Source organism: Enhygromyxa salina (genome assembly GCF_002994635.1).
Classification (GTDB): Bacteria; Myxococcota_A; Polyangia; order Nannocystales; family Nannocystaceae; genus Plesiocystis; species Plesiocystis salina_B.
Genome location: NZ_PVNL01000122.1, coordinates 1 through 19,195, shown reverse-complemented (window position 1 = coordinate 19,195; position 19,195 = coordinate 1). Strand labels below are relative to the sequence as shown.

Annotated in this window: 7 protein-coding genes; 5 read left to right on the top strand and 2 right to left on the bottom strand. The window is 70.0% G+C overall.

Features of this window, described 5'->3' with window-relative positions; all coding sequences use genetic code 11:
• Positions 1 to 5: 5 nt before the first annotated feature.
• Complete coding sequence (locus tag ENSA7_RS32285; protein WP_106093260.1) at positions 6 to 10,847, top strand: tetratricopeptide repeat protein; 10,842 nt, start codon at positions 6 to 8, stop codon at positions 10,845 to 10,847.
• 530 nt (positions 10,848 to 11,377) lie between these two features.
• On the opposite strand, the gene udk is transcribed toward ENSA7_RS32285, so the two are convergent.
• On the bottom strand, positions 11,378 to 12,022 hold the full coding sequence (gene udk, locus ENSA7_RS32275) for a uridine kinase (RefSeq protein ID WP_106093258.1): 645 nt from the start codon (positions 12,020 to 12,022) through the stop codon (positions 11,378 to 11,380).
• Positions 12,023 to 12,190: 168 nt separating this feature from the next.
• Positions 12,191 to 12,943, bottom strand: coding sequence for a MopE-related protein (locus ENSA7_RS32270; protein WP_106093257.1), 753 nt, complete (start codon positions 12,941 to 12,943; stop codon positions 12,191 to 12,193).
• A gap of 72 nt (positions 12,944 to 13,015) precedes the next feature.
• Here ENSA7_RS32270 and ENSA7_RS32265 point away from each other — a divergent pair, with 72 nt between their 5' ends.
• The 4 genes from ENSA7_RS32265 to polA all read left to right on the top strand — a co-directional run bounded on the left by ENSA7_RS32265 (position 13,016) and on the right by polA (position 19,172).
• Positions 13,016 to 13,645: a hypothetical protein gene (locus ENSA7_RS32265; RefSeq protein ID WP_146158384.1), complete on the top strand. Its 630-nt coding sequence runs from the start codon at positions 13,016 to 13,018 to the stop codon at positions 13,643 to 13,645.
• Positions 13,642 to 14,775: a tetratricopeptide repeat protein gene (locus tag ENSA7_RS32260; protein ID WP_106093255.1), complete on the top strand. Its 1,134-nt coding sequence runs from the start codon at positions 13,642 to 13,644 to the stop codon at positions 14,773 to 14,775. The genes ENSA7_RS32265 and ENSA7_RS32260 overlap by 4 nt, the downstream gene beginning before the upstream one ends.
• Before the next feature lie 40 nt (positions 14,776 to 14,815).
• Entirely contained in the window at positions 14,816 to 16,249 is a 1,434-nt protein-coding gene (locus ENSA7_RS32255; protein WP_106093254.1) for an AI-2E family transporter, read from the top strand.
• An 88-nt stretch (positions 16,250 to 16,337) separates the two neighbouring features.
• Complete coding sequence (gene polA / locus ENSA7_RS32250; RefSeq protein WP_181234315.1) at positions 16,338 to 19,172, top strand: DNA polymerase I; 2,835 nt, start codon at positions 16,338 to 16,340, stop codon at positions 19,170 to 19,172.
• The last annotated feature ends 23 nt before the right edge of the window (positions 19,173 to 19,195 follow it).

Sequence of the window (19,195 nt, the reverse complement as noted above, 5' to 3'; positions counted from 1 at the left end):
CCGACATGGCCGAAGTTCGCTCCGCTCTCCTCTCGTATCTGCGCTCGACCGACGACACGACCCACGCTGCCTTGAGCGCGGTGGTCGAGTCGACCGGTCAGGATCTCGCCGCCGCCTCTCAGAGCGTGCGCGACGAGTCGAACAACGTCGAGGCTGCCGCCCTCGTGCTCGCCCACTTGGTGCTCGCGGCTCACGGCAAGGACGACGCCGACCCGCAGGCGATCGTCGATCGGGCCAAGACCCTCGCCCAGCGAGCGCCCCGCAACGCGGACGGCAACGACGTCGCGCTGCTCTCGGGTGAGGTCCTGTGGCGGGTCGGCGGTCAGCCGCGCCTCGCCGAGCCCTATTTTCGTCGGGTTCGTCGCAGCGACGCGAGCAACCCCGACATCGTCGGCTTCTACCGCGAGCTGTTCTCGAGCGCGGCCGACGGTAGCCAGCTGATGCAGGTGTTGGTCCAGGCGCGCCGCGCCAGCAAGGATCCCGATCATCGCTTCGAGCTCGCCGAAGAGATGGCCAGCCTCGCGCAGGATCGGCTCGGCAGCACCGATCGTGCGATCGAGGTCTGGCGCGCGGTCGTCCGTGAAGACGGCAACGATCCCCGGGCGATCGCCAACCTCGAGCGGCTCTACCGAGAGGGCGCCAAGTGGACCGCGCTGGTCGAGCTGCTCAAAGATCAGTTCGACACGATCGAGGACCGCGACGAGACCAGGCAAGAGCGGATCGACAAGCTGCTCGAGATCACCGAGCTGTACCGCAAGGAGCTCCGGCTCGAGGCCATGGCGCTCGCCACCTTGCAGCGGATCTTGGACATCGATCCGCGCCACCAGGGCAGCCTCGAAGTGCTGGCCGACACCTACGCGAGCGGCAAGCGGTGGAACGATCTGCTGGGCGTGTACCAGCGCCTGCACGACGCCGCCAAAGAAGACGGCGACGCCGAGGCCGAGGCCGACGTGCTGCGCAAGGTCGCGGCGATCTGGGTCGAGAAGCTGGGCAACCCTCAGCGCGCGCTCGAGCCCCTCGCCGATCTGCTCGCGCTGCTCCCGGGTGATCGCGGGGCGCGGGAGATGATGGCCAAGATCCACGAGCAGCGCCGCGACTGGCGGGCGTTGATCGCCCTGCGTCGTGAAGAGCTGGCCGAGCGCGAGGGCGAGGACGGCCTCGAGCTCCGGCTCGAGCTCGCGGGCCTCGCCGAGGACAAGCTCGGGGATCGCCGCGAGGCGATCGCCGGGTGGAACGCGGTGCTGCAGCACCACGGCGAGCACGAGAAGGCCCTCGAGGCGCTCGCGCGGCTGTACGAGCGCGAGTCTCGGTGGGCCGAGGCCGCCGAGATCCGCCACCGTCAAGTGGCGATCGCCGACTCGGTCGGGCGCGCCGTCAAGCTGCTCACGGACATCGGCCACATCTACGCCGAGCGGCTCCGCAACCCCTACGACTCGATCCGCGTGTGGCGAGAGATCGCCCGCCTGGTGCCGGGCCACGACAAGGCGCTGCGGACCCTGCGTGATGCGTACGTTGCCTCGGGGCTGTGGGACGAGCTGACCGAGCTCTACGTCGCGCAGGGCCGGGTGTCAGATCTCGTCGACGCGCTGCAGAGCGCGGCCGATCGGGTCGGCGCGACCGATGAGCGCGTCAGTCTGTACCGCCGCGTCGCGCAGCTGTGTCGCGAGCGGCTGGGTCAGCCCGAGCGGGCCGTCAAGGCGCTCGAGCGCACGCTCGCGATCCAGCCCAACAACCTCGTGGTCGCCCGCGAGCTGCTGCCGATCTACCGCGAGCAGGGCAACTGGGCGGCGCTGATGCGGACCATCAACGTGCTGCTCGAGGCCAGCGACAAGGTCGACGAGAAGCTCGAGCTGATCGAGCAGCTGCGCGAGGTCGCGGCCGATCGTCTGCAGTCGCCGCAGCTCACGTTCCAGTGGGCGGCGCGGGCCTACGAGCTGCGGCCCACCGACGAGGCACTGCGCGCGCAGCTCGAGCGGGCCTCGGCCAGCAGCGACAACTGGGACGAGCTCACGCGGATCTTCGAGCGCCGGATCGCCGGCGAGCCGCTGTCGGGCACCGACAGCGAGAGCAGCGGCGAGGTCTCGGTCCAGGCCGTCAAGCGGGCCGAGCACGCCGAGCAATTGTTGCTGCTCGAGAAGCTGGCCGTGATCGCCCGCGATCACCTGAGCAAGCCCGACGATGCCCAGCGGTTCTTCCGGCGGATCATCGAGCTCGATCCCACCAACGAGGCCGCGATGCTGGCGCTCGAGGCGATCTACACCAGCACCCGGCGCTGGGATGACCTCAGCGAGGTCTACCGCAGGCGCCTCGACGTCGCGCCCGACGACACCGCGCGGCTGGCCACCCTGCGCGGGCTCGCCCGCCTGCAAGAAGGGCAGCTCAAGGACTTCGACGCCGCGGTCGAGACCTACGACAAGATCCTCGCGCTCGATCCCGAGGACCTCGTCACCCTCGACGCGCTGGCCGAGATCCTGCGCAGTCGCGGCGAGTGGCAGCGGCTCGCCGAGGTGTTGCAGCGCAAGCTCGAGATCCCCAGCCTCCCGGCTGGCGATGACGGCGAGCCCGCGGGCACCCGCCCGATCGAGCCCAGCGACATCCCGGTGTTGTTCGAGCTCTCGCACGTCCGCGCGGCGCGGCTCGATCAGACCGAGCTGGCGATCACGGGGTTCCTGAAGATCCTCGAGCTCGAGGCGACCCATCGGGTCGCGGTCGAGGCTCTCGAAGAGATCTATCGCGCAGATCCGGCGACCGCCGTCACGATCATGCGCGGGCTGCTGCCGTACTACCGGCGGATCGGTGATCGCACCCGCGAGGCCGAGGCGATGGAGGTGCTGCTCGCCGCCGTCGACGTCGACGCGGGTGAAGGCGAAGGCCAGCACGACCCCGCGGCCCGCGAGCGTCGCCGCGAGCAAAAGTCCCAGCTCGCCGCGATCTACGAGCAGATGCCCGAGCGGCGCGGCGACGCGCTGCGGATCTACGCCGAGCTGTTCGAGCGCGATCCGGCCGACTGGGAGGGCCGCCAGCTGCTCCAGCGGCTCGGTCGCTCGCTCGCGCAGATGCAGCTGGTCGCGAGCGCCTACAACAACGCGCTGGTGGCGATCACCGCCCAGGCCGCCGAGGCCGAGGCCGAGGGCCGCGCGCTCGAGCGCGCGGAGGCCAACCTTCGCCGTGACCTGCTCTTGGAGCTCGGCGCGATGCTGCGTGACGATCTCGAGCAGCCGATCGCGGCCGAGAAAGCCTACGCCGAGATCCTCGAGCGCGACGAGACCCACCAGGCTGCGTACGACGCCCTGGAGTCGCTGCTGCGGACCCGCAGCGCGCACCAGGAGCTGCTGGATCTGTACCGACGTCGGGTCGACGTGGTGTTCAACCAACGCGAGCAGCGGCAGCTGCTCGGTCGCATCATCGAGATCGCCCGCGAGGTGCTCGGCGATCGCGAGACCGCGATCGTGACCGCCGAAGAGCTGCTCGATCTGATCCCCGATGATCTGCCGACGATCGAGCTGCTCGCCCAGATGTACGCCGAGGGCGGCGAGTCCGAGGACCTCGACAAGCTCGAGGAGCTGCTCGGTCGCTGGGCCGAGCTGGTCGGCGATCGCGAGCTGCGCCACGAGCTGGGCTGCAAGCGGGCCTCGCTGCGCATCCAACATCAGCAAGACGCGTTCGGTGCGGTCGACCTGCTCGGCTCGATCATCGGCGAGAACGCCGACCACGAGCAGGCCCGCGCGTTGCTCGAGGATCTGCTCGACGTCTCCGACGTCCAGGTCCAAGTCGGCGGGCTGCTGCTGCCGATCTACCAGCGCCGCGGTGATCATCACGGCCGGATCCGCGTGCTCCGGGTCCGGCGCGACAACGCCACCGCCGAGCAGCGGCGCGATGACGCGACCTCGTACCTGCTCGAGATCGCCAAGATCCAGGAGCGCGAGCTCAACGATCACGAGCGCGCGTTCGCGTCGCTGCGCGAGGCCTACCTCAGCGATCCGCGGCGGCTCGACTCGCGCGAGGAGGTCGAGCGGCTCGGCACCGCGCTCGGCAAGGAGCGCGACCTGGTCGAGATCTGGGGCGAGGCGCTCACCAGCGAGGAGGCCGGCGACAAGACCCTGCGCATCGATCTGATCCATCGCGCCGCGGTCCTGCTCGACGATCGCCTCCACGACTCCGAGGGCGCGCGGCGGGCCTGGCTGACGCTGATCGAGCTCGATCCGCCCGACGCCGCGCTGGCCCACAAGACCGTGCGGGCGCTGGTCCGCCTGCACCTCGAGGCCGGGGACTTCGCGGCGCTGGTCGCCGCCCAGCGGGCCCTGCTGCGGTTCACCGACGCGCACCACGAGCAGGTCCGCATCCGCCTCGCAATCGCCGAGATCCAGCTCGACCAGCTCATGGATCGGATCGGCGCGGCGCTGACCTGGGCCGAGGTCGTCGACATGGAGCCGGCCAACCGCGTCGCGCTCGACGCCCTCGAGCGGCTGTTGCTCGAGGAGCGCGAGTGGCAGCGGCTGACCGAGGTGCTCGAGCATCGGATCAGCGTGGCCGAGGAGCCGCGCGCTCAGGCTCAGCTGTGGCGCCGGATCGGTGACATTCGCCGGGCCGAGCTCGACGATCCACAGCAGGCGATCCAGGCGTTCCAGTCGGTCCTGGATCTCAAGACCGGCCACGACGACGCCGTCTACGCGCAGACCCAGCTGGTCGAGCTCAACCGCGCGCTCGAGCGCTGGCCCGACGTCGAAGAGGGCCTGCGCCGCCTGATCAGCCTGGCCGACACCGACTCGGTTCGCGTGCAGCTGCTCGCCGAGACCGCCGAGGTCGTCGGCAAGAAGCTCGGTCGGCCCGACGACGCCCTCGATCTGCTCAAGCGGGTCTTGGATCTGTCGCCCACCGACGGGCGCGCGCGCTCGATGGTCGGCAGCTACCTCGAGCCCGATGACACCCGCGAGCGCTCGATCCGGATCCTGACGCCGCTCTACGAGGGCGAGCAAAACTGGGCCGCGCTGCTCGAGCTGCAGGAGCTGCAGGCTCGCAAGCAACCCAGCGGCCGCCGACGTCTGCAGGCGCTGCTGCGGGTCGCCCGGACTCAAGAAGAGAAGCTCGAGGATCCGGCCCGCGCGTTCACGGTGCTGTGCGAAGCCATGACCGAGGCCGGCGATCAGCCCGAGCTCTCGGAGATCCTCGACAAGGTCGAGCGGCTCGGCGCGGCGTCCGAGCGCAGCGAGGCGCTCTACGAGACCTACCAGCGCACGGTCGACCACATCTTGGACTCGGAGCTGCAGCAGCGGGTGCTGCGGTCGATGGGCCTGGTCGCGCTGGCCCGGCTCGGTCGCCTCGACGACGCGCGCGCGGTCTATGAGCGGCTGATCGAGAGCCGCCCCGACGACGACGGCGCCACCGATGCGCTCGAGCAGATCTACGTGCGCCAGGGCGCCGACGAGGCGCTCGCCAACCTGCTCGTTCGCAAGGTCGATCGCATCAGCGACACGGCCGAGCGCGACGGCCTGTTGATCCGCGCGGCCGAGATCCACCGGACCCGGCTCGACGACGCCGAAGAGGCGATCCGCCTGTACGAGCGGCTGTCGGATCAAGGCCTGCAGCGCGAGGACGTTCAAAACGTGCTCGAGCCGCTGTACGAGAGCACCGGTCGGTTCCGCGAGCTGGCCTCGCACCTGACTCGCAAGCTCGCGCACCTGCAGGGCAAGACGGCCGTCGACACCCACTTGCGCCTCGGTCGGCTCTACGGCGAGCACCTCGAGGACCCGGAGGAGGGCATCCGCCACCTCGGCGCCGCGCTCAAGGCCGATCCCGATCACGCGGTCGGGACCGACGAGCTGTCGCGCTACCTGCAGGATCCGTCGATGCGCAGCCGCGCGGCCGAGATGCTCGAGCCGGTGTTCCTGGCCGTCCAGGACTGGGAGCGGCTGCTGCAGATCCAGGAGGTCCGGCTCAACGAGGCCGAAGACCACGCCGACCGCGTGCAGATCATGCTGCGCATGGCTCGGATGCAAGAAGAGCAGCTCGAGGATCTCGAGAAGGCGTTCGACGCCTACGCCCGGGTGTTCAAGGAAGATCCGACCAACAGCCGGGTCCGCGACCACCTCGGCCGGCTCGCCAACGTGCTCGCGAGCACCGATCGCTACGCCGAGATCCTCACCGAGTACAGCTCCGCCAACCCCGACGACAACTCCGAGACCATGCTCGAGGTCGTCCACGAGTGCGCGCGGCTGTGGGCCGGATCGCTGCGTCAGCCGGCCAAGTCGGTCGTGCTCTACAAGCGCCTGCTCGAGGCCCGGCCCGATGACCGCCAGGTCTTTGGCGAGCTCGAGTCGGCGCTGAGCATGGGCGAGATGTGGCAGGAGCTCGCCGACGCCTACTGGAACCAGGCCGAGGACAGCCTCGACGAGGATCGGCAGGTCGATCTGCTGATGCGTCTGTCTCGCGTCGCCCTCGACGTGCTCGATGATCCCAAGCTCGGCTCCAAGGCGTTCCGGCGGATCCTCGACACCCAGCCCGACAACGATCGCGCGCGGGCCCAGCTCGAGCAGGTCTATCAGCTGACCGAGAGCTGGGACGAGCTGCTCGAGCTCCTGCGTGATCGCCTGTCTCGCAGCATGGATCAGGACGACCGCACGCCGGTCTACCTGCAGATCGCGGAGCTGCAAGACGGTCCGCTCGACGATGGCGAGGGCGCCCTCGACACGCTCGAGAGCCTGCTCGGCGAGGTCGTCAACGAGATCAACGCGATCGCGGCGCTCGAGCGGATCGCCGACGCCCGCGTGCCCCAGCGCCAGCGCGTGTTCACGATCCTGCAGCCGATCTACGAGTCGACGGGCAACACCCCGCGACTGGTCTCGGTCTGCGAGTGGCGGCTGACGGTCAGCGAGGATCCCAGCGCCCGCCACGAGCTGCACCGCGAGCTCGCGCGTCACCTCGAGAGCATCCCCGACGGGGCTCAGTACGCGTTTCGGGCCCTGGCCCGGGCGCTCCACGAGCCTGGCCCGGCCGACGCGCTGATGACCCTCGACGCCGAGATCGGCCGGATCGCCACGGCGCTCGAGATGCCGGGCGCGCTGGCCGACGCTCAGGTCGCCGCCTCGGACAGCGAGCGGCTCGAGAGCGACATCGATCGGCGCCTGGAGCTGTTGATCCGGGCGGCGAGGATCCGCAGCGAAGACTCGCCCGAGATCGCCGTCGAGATCCTGCGCAAGGCCTTGACGCTGCGCGACGATCAAGAGGACGCGCTCGAGCTCATGGACGCCGCCCTGGTCCGCCTGGGCTACCACGAGGAGCTGCGCGAGGTGCTGGTCCGCCGGGTCGAGGTCGAGGCTGACGACACCGAGCGCGTCGATCATCTGCGTCGGCTCGCAACTTTGTTCGAGGACATCCTGGCCAACCCCGAGGAGGCCGAGAAGGCCTGGCGTCGGCTGCTCGACATCGAGCCCAACGACGTCGAGGCGCTGCAGCGGCTGAGCCGGACCTACGCGGCGAGCGGCTCGACCGGCGAGCTGATCGAGGTGCTCGAGCGTCGGATCGAGGCCTCGAACGACGGCGAGGAGCGCCGCACGCTTCGCATGCAGCTCGCGGCGATCCACCGCGAGTCGGCCAAGAACCGCGAGGCCGAGATCGAGGTCCTGCGCTCGCTGCTGTCGGAGGCGCCGTCCGACGAGGAGGCGATGGCGACCCTCGCTCGCGCGCTGCTGGCCGAAGAGCGCCACGCAGAGGCGGCCGACATCATCCAAGATCGGGCGACGATCGCCCCGACCGCCGAGCGCAAGGCCAGCTTGATGCTCGACGCGGCGCGGCTCTACGCTGGACCGCTCGAGGATCTGCTCGGCGCCGTCGAGCGCTACGAGCAGGTCCTGCAGCTGCTGCCCGGGCAAGAGGGCGCGGTCGCGGACCTCGTCGAGCTGTGCAAGAAAGAGGACGTCTCGGAGCAGGCCGCCAACCTGGTCCGCCCGCACCTCGAGGCCCACGGTCGCTGGCCGGATCTGGCGACGATCCTCGACGCTCGCGCGTCGCTCTCGGAGGACCCCGACGAGGTGCTTCGGGCCCTGCGTGAGCTGGCCGCGGTCCGCCACGAGAAGCTCGCCGACGCGGCGGGTGCCCTCGAGGCGACCATGAAGCTGATCGACAAGTCGCCCGCCGACGAGCTGCAAGATCCGCTGACGGCGGCGATGCGCCTGGCCGGCGAGCTCGACGGGCTCGAGCCGCTGATCGAGCAGCTCGGCTCGCGGGCCAAGGACGACAGCCGCGATCCCGAAGCCCGGGTGGCGATCGGCCTCGCGGCCGCGTTCGCGGCGTCGGACTACATGGGCGATCCCGACAAGGCGCTGCAGGTCCTGATCCCGCTGCTCGACGCCGAGCTGGCCGATCTCGCGACCTGCGAGCGGATCGAGGAGCTGGCCACGCGCAAGGAGGACGTCGCGCTGATCGAGCGGGCGCTGTGTGAAGGCGCGCGGATCGGGGCGGGGACCGAGAAGCACCTGCCGATGCTCGTGCGCCTGGGCGAGGCCCGGGTCACGCTGGGGAGCTGGCCGGAGGCGGTCGAGGCGTTCCGCGACGCGCTCGACATGGAGGTCGGTCTCGACGCCGCGGTGCGTGGGCTCGAGGTCGTCCTGACCCGGACGCTCGGCGACGACGGGCAGGGCGACGTGCCCGACGGCTTGCTCGACGCGCTCGAGAACGCGTACCAGATGGCCAACAACGCCGCCGGGCTGGCTGGGATCGCGCGGGTCCGCCTGCGCCACGCCGACGGGCCCGATCGCATCGGGCTGCTGCAGACCCTGGGTGGGCTGATCGAGCAAGGCGGCGGCACACCGCTCGAGGCGCTCGAGGCCTGGGGCGCGCTGCTGGCCCTCGACGGCGACTCTGCGCAGGCGCTCGAGCGCACGCTGGCGCTGTCCGAGCAGCCGGAGCTCGCGCCGCGGGCCGGCGAGCTGCTGGCCGCGGCGGTCACCGCCGCGAGCGAGGCCGATCGGATCAGCGCGCCCACCTGCCTCGCCGCCACGCGCCTGTGGCTGACGCGGCTCAACGCGCCAGAGCGGGCGATGGCGGTGCTGTCACTGCTGCTGGAGGAGCAGCCCGAGCACCCCGAGGCGCTCGGTTTGTTGGTCGAGACCGCCCGCGCGCTCGGTGAGGCCGAAGGCCTGCACGAGGCGCTCACGCGGGCAGCCTCGGCCCAGGCCGATCCGCTGGTCGCCGCCGGGCTGTGGCGTGAGGCCGCGAGCGTGGCCGAGTCGATGCTCGCCGATCCGGCCGTGGCGATCGCGGATCTGCGCCAGCTGATCGAGGCCGACGAGTCCGATCGCCCGGGCTGGACCCGGCTGCTGGCGCTGCTCGGTCAGGCCAACGATCACGAGGTGCTCAGCGAGGCGCTCGGCCACCGCGTGATGATCACGGACGACGACGCCGAGCGCCGCGAGCTTCGCTACCGCCAGGCCAACCACCTGGTCGACAAGCTCGAGCGGTTCGAGGACGCGATCATCGTCTACAACGACATGCTCGGCGCCGATCCGGGCGACACGGTCGCGCTCGCCGAGCTCGAGCTGCTGCTGCGTCGGCTCGAGCGCTGGCGGGACGTCCGCGACCTGCTCGAGCGCAAGCTCGAGGTCGTCGAGGGCGAGGAGCGGGTCGGCGTCCAAGAAGAGATGGCCCGGCTCGCCGAGGAGAAGCTCGACGACGCGACCGATGCGATCGAGGTGCTTTCGGCGGTGGTGCTCGAGTACCCCGAGCGCGACGCTACGCGGGTCTGGCTCGAGCGGCTGCTGACCAAAGAAGAGCGCTGGGTCGACCTGTCCGAGCTGCTCGGGGGCCGCATGGATCGCCTGCGCGATGTCGGCGACACCGACGGCTACCGCGAGCTCGCCTCGCAGCTCGCCAGCTTGTTGGCCGAGAAGCTCGACGACAGCGATCGGGCCCAGGACATCCTGACCGAGCTGCTCGAGGTCGATCCCAGCTACGTCCCCGCGCTGCTCTCGCTGGCCTCGGTCTACGAGGCGCGTGGCGACGATGCGGCCATGCGCGAGACCCTCGAGCGGGCGGCCGCGCTCGATCCTCAGGGGTCGATCGGGGCGCGGCTGCGGCTGCGGCTCGCGGGGCTGTCCGAAGACCCGGCCGAGCGCCGCGCTCACCTCGAGAAGGCGCTGCAGCTCGATCCGTCCAACGCCGACGCCGGCCGCGAGCTGCTCGCGCTGTCCAAGTCGGAGAAGCGCTGGGATCAGGTCGCGTACCTGCTCGAGATGGCCGTGGGTCGGGCCAAGAGCGACGACAAGCGGCGCAGCTTGCAGCTCGAGCGCGTCGACGTGATGACCGGCAAGCTCGCGGACAGCGAGGGCGCGCTGCGGGTGCTCGCCAGCATCTACGAGCACGTGCAGGACGACGTCGACGTCAACCGTCGCATCGCCGACGCGCTGTTCATCGCCGATCGCTACGAAGAGGCGGTCGGCATGTATCACTGGCTGGTCGAGATGACCGTCGGCAAGCGCAGCAAGAAGCGCGCGCACTACCTGACCCGGCTCGCGCGGATCGAGATCGCGGGCGAGCAACCCGACGGGGCGCAAAAGCGGCTCGAGGAGGCCTACCGGCTCGACACCACCAACGTCGAGACCCTGCTGACGCTCGGCAACCTGCACGAGCAAAACCAGCGCTGGCCCGACGCGCTCAAGATCTACCGCTCCATGCTGCTGCAGAACGCCGACAAGTCCGGGCTGCTGCGGCGCGGTGACATCTACCTGCGGCTGTCACAGGTCCACATGGGTCTGGGCGAGAAGCCCAAGGCCCAGGCGATGCTGCGTCGCGGGATCGAGGAAGACCAAGAGCACTCGGGGCTCAAGGACGCCCTCGACGCGATCGGCGGCTAGGCGTCTCCGCCCCGGGGCATGCGTCGCCGTCGACCGCACGTCCTACCCCTCGTGGAGGGCGAGGTGCAAGCCAAGCAGGCAGGCGGTCACAGAGAGCCCCCTCCCAGGGGGCCACACACACGACCGCGAACAGCCAGCCCCTTGGGAGCGAGCGAAGCGAGTGACCGGGGCATGCGTCGCCGTCGACCGCACCACGTCCTCCCCCTCGTGGCCCCCCTCGTGGAGGGCGAGGTGCAAGCCAAGCAGGCAGGCGGTCACAGAGAGCCCCCTCCTAGGGGGCCACACATACGACCGCGAACAGCCAGCCCCTTGGGAGCGAGCGAAGCGAGCGACCGGGGCATGCGTCGCCGTCGACCGCACCACGTCCTCCCCCTCGTGGCCCCCCTCGTGGAGGGCGAGGTGCAAGCCAAGCAGGCAGGCGGTCACAGAGATCCCCCTCCTAGGGGGCCACACATACGACCGCGAACAGCCAGCCCCTTGGGAGCGAGCGAAGCGAGCGACCGCAAAGTGCGAAACCGCCTGTGGGGGTCCTAAACCGCCGCTCGGAGTCGGGCGACCAGCACATCGATGGCGACCCGATTCTCCCCACCTTCGGGGATGATCAGGTCAGCCGTCCGCTTGCTCGGCTCGACGAACTGCACGTGCATCGGTCGCACGGTCTCGTAGTACTGCTTGCGCACGGCCTCGAAGTCGCGGCCGCGCTGGCGCATGTCTCGACGGATCCGGCGGATCGCCCGGATGTCGGGCTCGGTGTCGACGAAGATCTTGATGTCGAGCTCGCGGCGCAGGTGCTCGTCGACGAACACCAAGATCCCCTCGACGATGATGACCGGCGCCGGATCCAGGCGCTCGGTCGTCGACCGACGTCGGTGGGTCTTGAAGTCGTACTCCGGCACCTCGACGCTGTTGCCGGCCTTGAGGTGCTGGAGGTGCTCGATCAGCAGCGTGGTCTCGAGCGACTCGGGGTGATCGTAGTTGACCCGGTTGCGCTGCTCGATGCTGAGTTCGGGCAGGTCCCGGTAGTAGTGGTCGTGGCGCAGCGTGGCCACCGAGCCGACCGGAAGCGACGCCGCGAGTGCGTCGGCGACCGTGCTCTTGCCCGATCCGCTACCACCGGCAATGCCGATCACGAGGCTTGTTCGCTGATGCTCCACCGCCGGCAGGTATAGATCCATGCGCCCGGCAAAAACAGTCGCCCGCGCGAGTCCTGGTGGGGCCGCACGACCCGGCGAGGGCGCAGACCGAGCGACCGGACCTGACGCATCCAGCTCCGGTGTGGACGAACAACCGTCGGCCGTCGGCCGTCGGCACACAGCGCACCGCGCCCAGCGGGGCGCCCGGGCTCACTTGATGATGCCGGCCTTGCGGGCTTCTTCTTCAGAGATGCAGTCTTCGTCGACGGTGTTGTCACAGTCGTCGTCGATCTTGTTGCAGATCTCGACCGTCCGCACGTGGGTGGGCTGGCACTGGATCGAGCCGGCGACGCACTGCTTGGTGCCGCTGGCGCAGGCGCCGGCCTGGCCGGTCTTGCACTCGGCGCCCGTGCCGTCGACGTCGCCGTCGTCGATGGCGCCGTCACAGTCGTTGTCCTTGCCATCACAGACCTCGGTGGACGGCGCCTTGGCCTGGGCGCTGCACACGGACTGGCTGCCGTCGGGGCTGCACGCGTAGCTGCCGGCGACCCGGCACTCGCCCTCGCCGGCGAAGCACTTGGTCCCGTCGCGCTCGAACCCGTCGTCGACCCGCCCGTTGCAGTCGTCGTCGATGTTGTTGCACAGCTCGGCGCCCGGCAGTACCGCGCCGTCGCAGGCCTGCCAGAACCCCTTGGCGTCGCAGGTGCGCTCACCCTCTTGGCAGATCCCGCGGCCGACCGTGCCGTCCGGACCCTCGACCCCGTCAGCCAGGAAGTAGCAGGGCTCCATGCTGGCCGGGTAGCACTCGGCCGCGGCCTGCTTTCCGGCCTGCTTGCGGGCCTTGGCGAGCTCCTTGTCGACCTCGCTCATGCCCTGCTTTTGGCAGCCGAAGCCGAGCCCAGCGAGGAACGCGAAGCTGAGGGTGAAGGCAATTTTGGGGGTCCGTGGGGAGCGCGCGGACATGTGAGCCAGAGTACAACGCCCGGACCCCGTTAGACCAGGCCCTTGCGCGACATGATATGGTCCGCCCACACCGTGTCCGTTCTTGGCAGGGCATACCTGGGCGTCAGCCTGATCGTCTTCATCCTGGGCTTGATCTGGTTCACGCTCGTGCTCCAGGAGAATCGGGCCTGGGTCGAGGTCGTGCTGTTGGTCCCGCGCTTCGACTTCGTCGATCCGCTGATCCGCAAGCGCTTCCAGATGAACGTGGCGGCGATCCTGGCCGGGTGGGGCGGGTGCATGAGCCTGCTGCTGCTGATCGGGATCGTCGCGCCGTTTCGGATCCGCAGCATGGCGCTGTTCCAGCGGCGCGTGCGTGAGCTCGAGCGCGAGATCCTCGAGCTGCGCACGCTGCCCCTGCGCCAGCAGGAAGAAGACGAGATCCTCGCGGCCGAGGCCCACCTCGACATCCGCGCGAAGAAGGTCATGACCGAGAAGCTGCGCCGGGATCGGATGCTGCGTGAGGACGCCGACGGTGAGCTCGACGATGATGACGAGCTCCCGTCGCTCGCTGGCGCCGGGTTTCGACCGCCGAGCTCGGCGCGCGGAGCCGGGTCTCGTTTGGGATCGGGATCGGGATTGGGATCGGGATTGGGCACGGGAGCGGCGTCCAGCGTCGCGCAGCCGAGTGGGGTCGGCGCAAACAAGGGACGGGAGACCCCATGAGCTTCGTGCTCGTCGCCCTGATCTGCCTGGCGATCGGGTTTGGCGTGGGCTGGTGGTACGTGGTCCCGCGCCGGCTCGACCGTGAGAACGCGGCCCGGCGCAACCGCGTGCTCTACGAGCTGGCCGAGGGCGATCGTGAGAACGTCGCGCAGGAGCTCGAGCAGATCTGCGCGTCCGAGCCGGGTGACCCCACGGTGTTCCTGGCCCTGGCCGCGCTCGATCGCGGGCGGGGTCGGATCGAGCGGGCCAAGGCGGTCCACCGCACGGTCTTGGCCTCGGCAGATCTCCCCTCGGAGCAGCGGGTCGCGGCGCTGGTCGGGCTCGGCCGCGACCTGTTGGCCCAGGGCAACGAGCGGGCGGCCGTGGGCGCGCTGGTCCGGGCGGTCAGCCTGGCGCCGCGCAGCGTGGCCACGCTCGAGACCCTGGCCCGCGCGCTGGAGCGGGCAGGGGGGTGGGAGCGGGCGGCCGCGGCCTGGGAGCGGCTCGAGAAGCAGGTCGAGGGCCGGCGGGCCCAGGAAGCCCGGGCCGGGCGCGGGCACGCAGTGGCGGGTCAGGCCGCCGAGGCGCTCGAGGACGGCGAAGAGCGCAAGGCTCGCAAGCTGGCCGAGCGCGCCGTCGACCTGGCCCCCGACAGCGGCCACTGCTGGACGGTCCGCGCCCGGGTGGAGTCGGCGCTCGGTGATCCGATCGAGGCGCTCGAGTCGTGGCAGCGCGCGTGGGAGCTCAGCCCGGTCGGCGCCCGCTCGATCGTCCCCGAGGCGTGGGAGTGGGCGACCGAGAACCGTCGGCAAGAGGATCTGATGGAGCGGATGCTGTCGAGCCTGCGCATGGCTCGAGAGGCCCAGCTGGTCGTCGCGCTGGCCGAGAAAGTCTCCCGCCAGCACCCCGAGCAGGCCGCCAGCGCGCTCGAGCGAGTCGCCGAGCGCAGCCCCTCGGCCCAGCTCGCGCTGGTTCGGCTGCGGCTGTCGAGGGGCCAGCGCGAGGCCGCCCGTGAGGCCGCCATGCGCCCGCCTCGAAGCGCGGGGTTGCTGTGCAACAAGTGCGGGACCCAGATGCCCCGCTTCGCGTTTCGCTGCGGCGGCTGTGGGGCCTGGGACTCGGCCGCCGCCGCTGGCATCGAGGGTGGCTAGAACGCGCTGCTGGAGCGTCTAGTGCTGATAAGGTGTCCGCGTGAGCGACGACCACGAGGGCAATGAGTCGAGCACGGCGAGTGGCCAGTCGGGCCGTCGCCGACGCGACAGCTTGTTGACCGTGCTGCGGACCTTCTGGCGACTGTGGGGGTTGCTGGCCCTGCTCTTGTTGCTGCTGATCTGGTTTCGCGGGGTCGTGCTGCCCTTCGTGTTTGCGACGCTGATCGCCTACTTGCTCGAGCCCTTGGTTCGCCGGATGGCGCCGCGCCTGGGTGAGCGGCGCGGGCTCTCGGTGTTGCTGCTGTACCTGGGCATGCTCGCGCTCGGGGCCGGGTTCTTGGGCGGCGTGCTGCCGGGGGTCGTGTCGGATCTCTCGACGCTGCGCGAGTCGACGCCGTCGGCGATGGTCACGATCAACGAGGACTGGCTGCCGCGCGCCAGCGAGTGGTTCGAAGAGACCTTCCCCGGCCTGCTCGGCGATCAAGATCCAGACGAGGGGCAGGTCAGCGAGCTGGTCGTGCATCCCCAGCCCGACGGCAGCTATCGGGTCGATCTCCGCGGCGCCCACCTCGAGGTCCACGAGAGCGGCGGGGGCTGGGTGATCGAGGCCCAGCCCCAGCCCAAAGCCAGCATCGCCGAGGTCATCCGCGACATCGTTGCGAGCAAGGGCGACGAGCTGACCGCGGCGCTGACCGAGGCCCTGCGCGCGGTGGTGACGGGCATCGCGTCGTTCATCACGGCGCTGATCGTCACCTTGTTGATCGCGGGGTTCATCCTGGTCGACCTCGAGCGCGTGCAGAATTTCGTGCGCTCGCTGGTCCCGCCCGAGTATCGACAGGACTTCGAGAACATCGTGGGTGGGATCGACGAGGGCATGGCGGGGGTCATCCGCGGGCAGCTGCTGATCTGCCTGATCAACGGCGGCCTGGCGTACGCGGCGCTGATGATCTTCGGGGTCCGCTACTCACTGTTGTTGGCGATGGTCGCGGCGGTGCTGAGCATCATCCCCGTGTTTGGGATCCTGATCTCGGCGATCCCGTTGTTGGGGGTCGCGCTGGTCTCGGGCGACGCCGGCCTCGAGGGCCTCGAGTTCGGCAAGTCGGCGGGGATCGTCGGGTGGATCGTCTGCATTCACCTGCTCGAGGCCAACTACCTCAACCCGCGGATCATCGGCACCGCCGACATCCACCCCGTGATCTTGATCTTCGCGCTGCTGGCCGGTTGGGAGGTGTATGGACCGATCGGTGCGGTGTTGGCCCTGCCGGTCGCGAGCATCGTCCAGACCGTGTTCTTGTACACGCGCAAGCGCTCGAGCCAGGCCGCGCGGGCCGGGGGGCCCCGCGAGCATCGCGACCCCAGTAGCCCTGGCAGTAGCTCGGGGGCGATCCGACTGGACACCGCGCGGCACCGGACGCTGGCGCGGCTCGAGGACGACGAGCGCGGCGAGCCCAGCGATCCCTCGGACGCCTCCTGACGCGTGGTCCGCGGGCCCGCTGGCGATCACCGGTCGCAACCAGCTACAAGCGGGGCATGCTCGATCCCATCACTCGCGGGGCACGACGATGAGCGGGCGTCCAACTGGCGGCACTGGCAGCCTGTTCTTGATCGACGCCAACAACTTTCTGTTTCGGGCCTACCACGCGCTGCCGATGCTCACCGCCCCCGACGGCACGCCCGTCAACGCGGTCCACGGCTACGTGCGGATGGTCCAGGCGGTGCGCAAGGAGTTTGCGCCGCAGTACATGCTCGCGGTGTTCGACGCCCAAGGTGGCACCAGCTGGCGCCGGGCGATCTACCCCGAGTACAAGGCCAACCGCCCGCCGCCGCCCGATGATCTGGTCCCGCAGATCCCCCTGGTCCGCGAGGCCACCGCGGCGCTGAGCATCCCCTGGCTCGAGGACGGCGACCTCGAGGCCGACGATCTGATCGCGGCGTACGCCGAGCACGGGGTCACGCACGGGCTCGAGGTCGTCGTCGTGTCGAGCGACAAGGATCTGATGCAGCTCGTGCGCGGGGCCGACGACGTCCGCGAGGGCTCGGTGCGGCTGTGGGACACCATGAAGAACCGGCGGGTGGGCCCGGAGCAGGTCGTCGAAAAATTTGGTGTGGGGCCCGAGCTGCTCGGTGATCTGCTCGCGCTGTCCGGCGACAGCAGCGACAACATCCCGGGCGTCCCGGGGATCGGTCCCAAGACCGCGACCGGGCTGCTGCAGGAGTACGGCGGGCTCGAGGGGATCTTGGCCAACACCGCCAAGATCAAGCAAAAGAAGCGGCGCGAGCGGCTCGAGACCCACGCCGACGACGCCCGGATGAGTCGCAAGCTGGTCGCGCTGCGGACCACCGGCTACGAGCTGCCGCGGCCGCTCGAGGCCCTGCTCGACAAGGGGCCCGAGCGCGATCGGATGAACGAGTTCTTCGATCCGCTGGGGTTCAAGAGCACGCTGGCGGGCTCGGTGGGCGGCGGGGGCCGCGGCGGCGGGACCCGTCGGATCGCGCCGCGGACCCTGTCGGAGACCATGAGCAAGCTCGACGGCTTCGAGCTCGACAAGGACAGCACCCAGATCATCCAGGGCACCGAGGCGACGGTGCTCGACGAGTTCTTGGCGGCGGCCAAGCAGGCCGGGCAGCTCGCGTTCGAGATCGAGCTCTCGGGTGAAGATCCAATGCGCGCCGATCCGATCGGGGTCGCGCTGGCGATCCCGAACCTGGCCAAGCCGGCCACGCTGATCCGGCCGCCCGTGTATCTGCCGATCGCCCACCGCAGCCTCAGCGACGCGGGCACGGTCCAGTGGGAGGTCGGCGCGCTGTTCGAGCGGCTCGGGCCGCTGCTGCGTGATCCGGACCTGTGCAAGTACACCCACGCGTTCAAGAACCAGGCGGTGGTGATGCTGCGGCCGGACATCGGCCTGAGCCCGGCGGGCGTGGCGGCCGACACCATGCTCGCGTCCTACACCCTCGATCCGGCCCGCGCCGATCATGATCTCGAGGGGCTCGCCAAGGATCTGTGCGGGCGCACGGTCGGCGGCCGCGAGTCGATCGTCGGCAAGGGCAAGAGCCAGGTCGGCTTCGATCAGGTCGACGTCGCGCTCGCGGGTCCGTGGGCGGGTGAGCGGGCCGGGCTGGTGGCGAGCTTGGGTCCGCACCTGGGCGCGGCGATCGTCGCGGCCGGCGAGCAGACCGTGAAGCTGTACCAGGACATCGAGGTCCCGCTGTCCGAGGTGCTCGCCAAGCTCGAGCGTCGCGGGATCCTGCTCGACGTCGACGAGCTCGGCCGGCAGGCCAGCGAGCTCGGCGAGCAGGTCCAGGCGCTGCGCGACAACATCGAGGCCGAGGCCGGCTACGCGGTCGACCCCAACTCGCCCAAGCAGCTCGGTAAATTGTTGTTCGAGGATCGCGGCCTGCCGGCCAAGAAGAAGACCAAGACCGGCTACAGCACCGACGCGCAGACCCTCGAGGAGCTCTCGCTGCTCGATCCGATCGTCAAGCACATCCTCGAATTTCGCAGCCTGACCAAGCTCAAGGGCACCTATCTCGACACCCTCCCGACGCTGATCAACCCCGACACCGGGCGGCTGCACACCCACTTTCACCAGGCCGTGGCTGCGACCGGCCGGCTGTCGAGCAGCGAGCCCAACCTGCAGAACATCCCGATCCGGACCGACCAAGGCCGGCGGATCCGGCGGGGGTTCATCGCCCCCGAAGGCATGATGCTGGTGACCCTGGACTACTCGCAGATCGAGCTGCGGGTGCTCGCGCACCTGTCTCGGGATCCGAACTTGACCAAGGCGTTCAAGGACGGCGCCGACGTGCACCGCCGGACCGCCGCCGAGGTGTTCGAGGTCAGCGAGGCCGAGGTCACCGACGAGCAGCGCCGCGTCGCCAAGGCCGTGAACTTTGGCGTGATCTATGGGCAGAGCGCGTTTGGCTTGGCCCGCCAGCTGGGCATTCCGCAGGGGCGCGCGGGCAAGTACATCAAGGCGTACTTCAAGAAGATCCCCGGGGTCACCCACTACATGAACGCGCTGATCGACAGCGCCAAGGACACTGGGTTCGCCGAGACGATTCTTGGCCGCCGCCGCCGGATCCCCGAGCTGAGCCGGCGGACCTCGACCGCGCGGGCCTACGGGGAGCGCATCGCTCGGAACACCCCGATTCAGGGCAGCGCGGCGGATATTCTCAAGGTTGCGATGGTCGAGGTCGAGCGGCTGCTCGCCGACAAGCCGTGGGCACGGATGCTGCTGACCGTGCACGATGAGCTGATCTTCGAGTGCGAGGCTGATCGGGTCGACGCGCTCGTCAAGCTGGTCAAGCCGGCGATGGAGGGGGCGGCTAGCTTGGATGTGCCGTTGCTTGTCGAAGGTGGGGCGGGGCGCACCTGGGAGAGTGCCAAGGGCTGAGGGCTGATAGGTCGGAGTGGGGT

Coding starts and splice junctions, on each gene's coding strand:
- udk (WP_106093258.1), bottom strand. CDS start 12,022: ATGGATCTATACCTGCCGGCGGTGGAGCATCAGCGAACAAGCCTCGTG.
- ENSA7_RS32270 (WP_106093257.1), bottom strand. CDS start 12,943: ATGTCCGCGCGCTCCCCACGGACCCCCAAAATTGCCTTCACCCTCAGC.
- polA (WP_181234315.1), top strand. CDS start 16,338: ATGAGCGGGCGTCCAACTGGCGGCACTGGCAGCCTGTTCTTGATCGAC.
- ENSA7_RS32260 (WP_106093255.1), top strand. CDS start 13,642: ATGAGCTTCGTGCTCGTCGCCCTGATCTGCCTGGCGATCGGGTTTGGC.
- ENSA7_RS32285 (WP_106093260.1), top strand. CDS start 6: ATGGCCGAAGTTCGCTCCGCTCTCCTCTCGTATCTGCGCTCGACCGAC.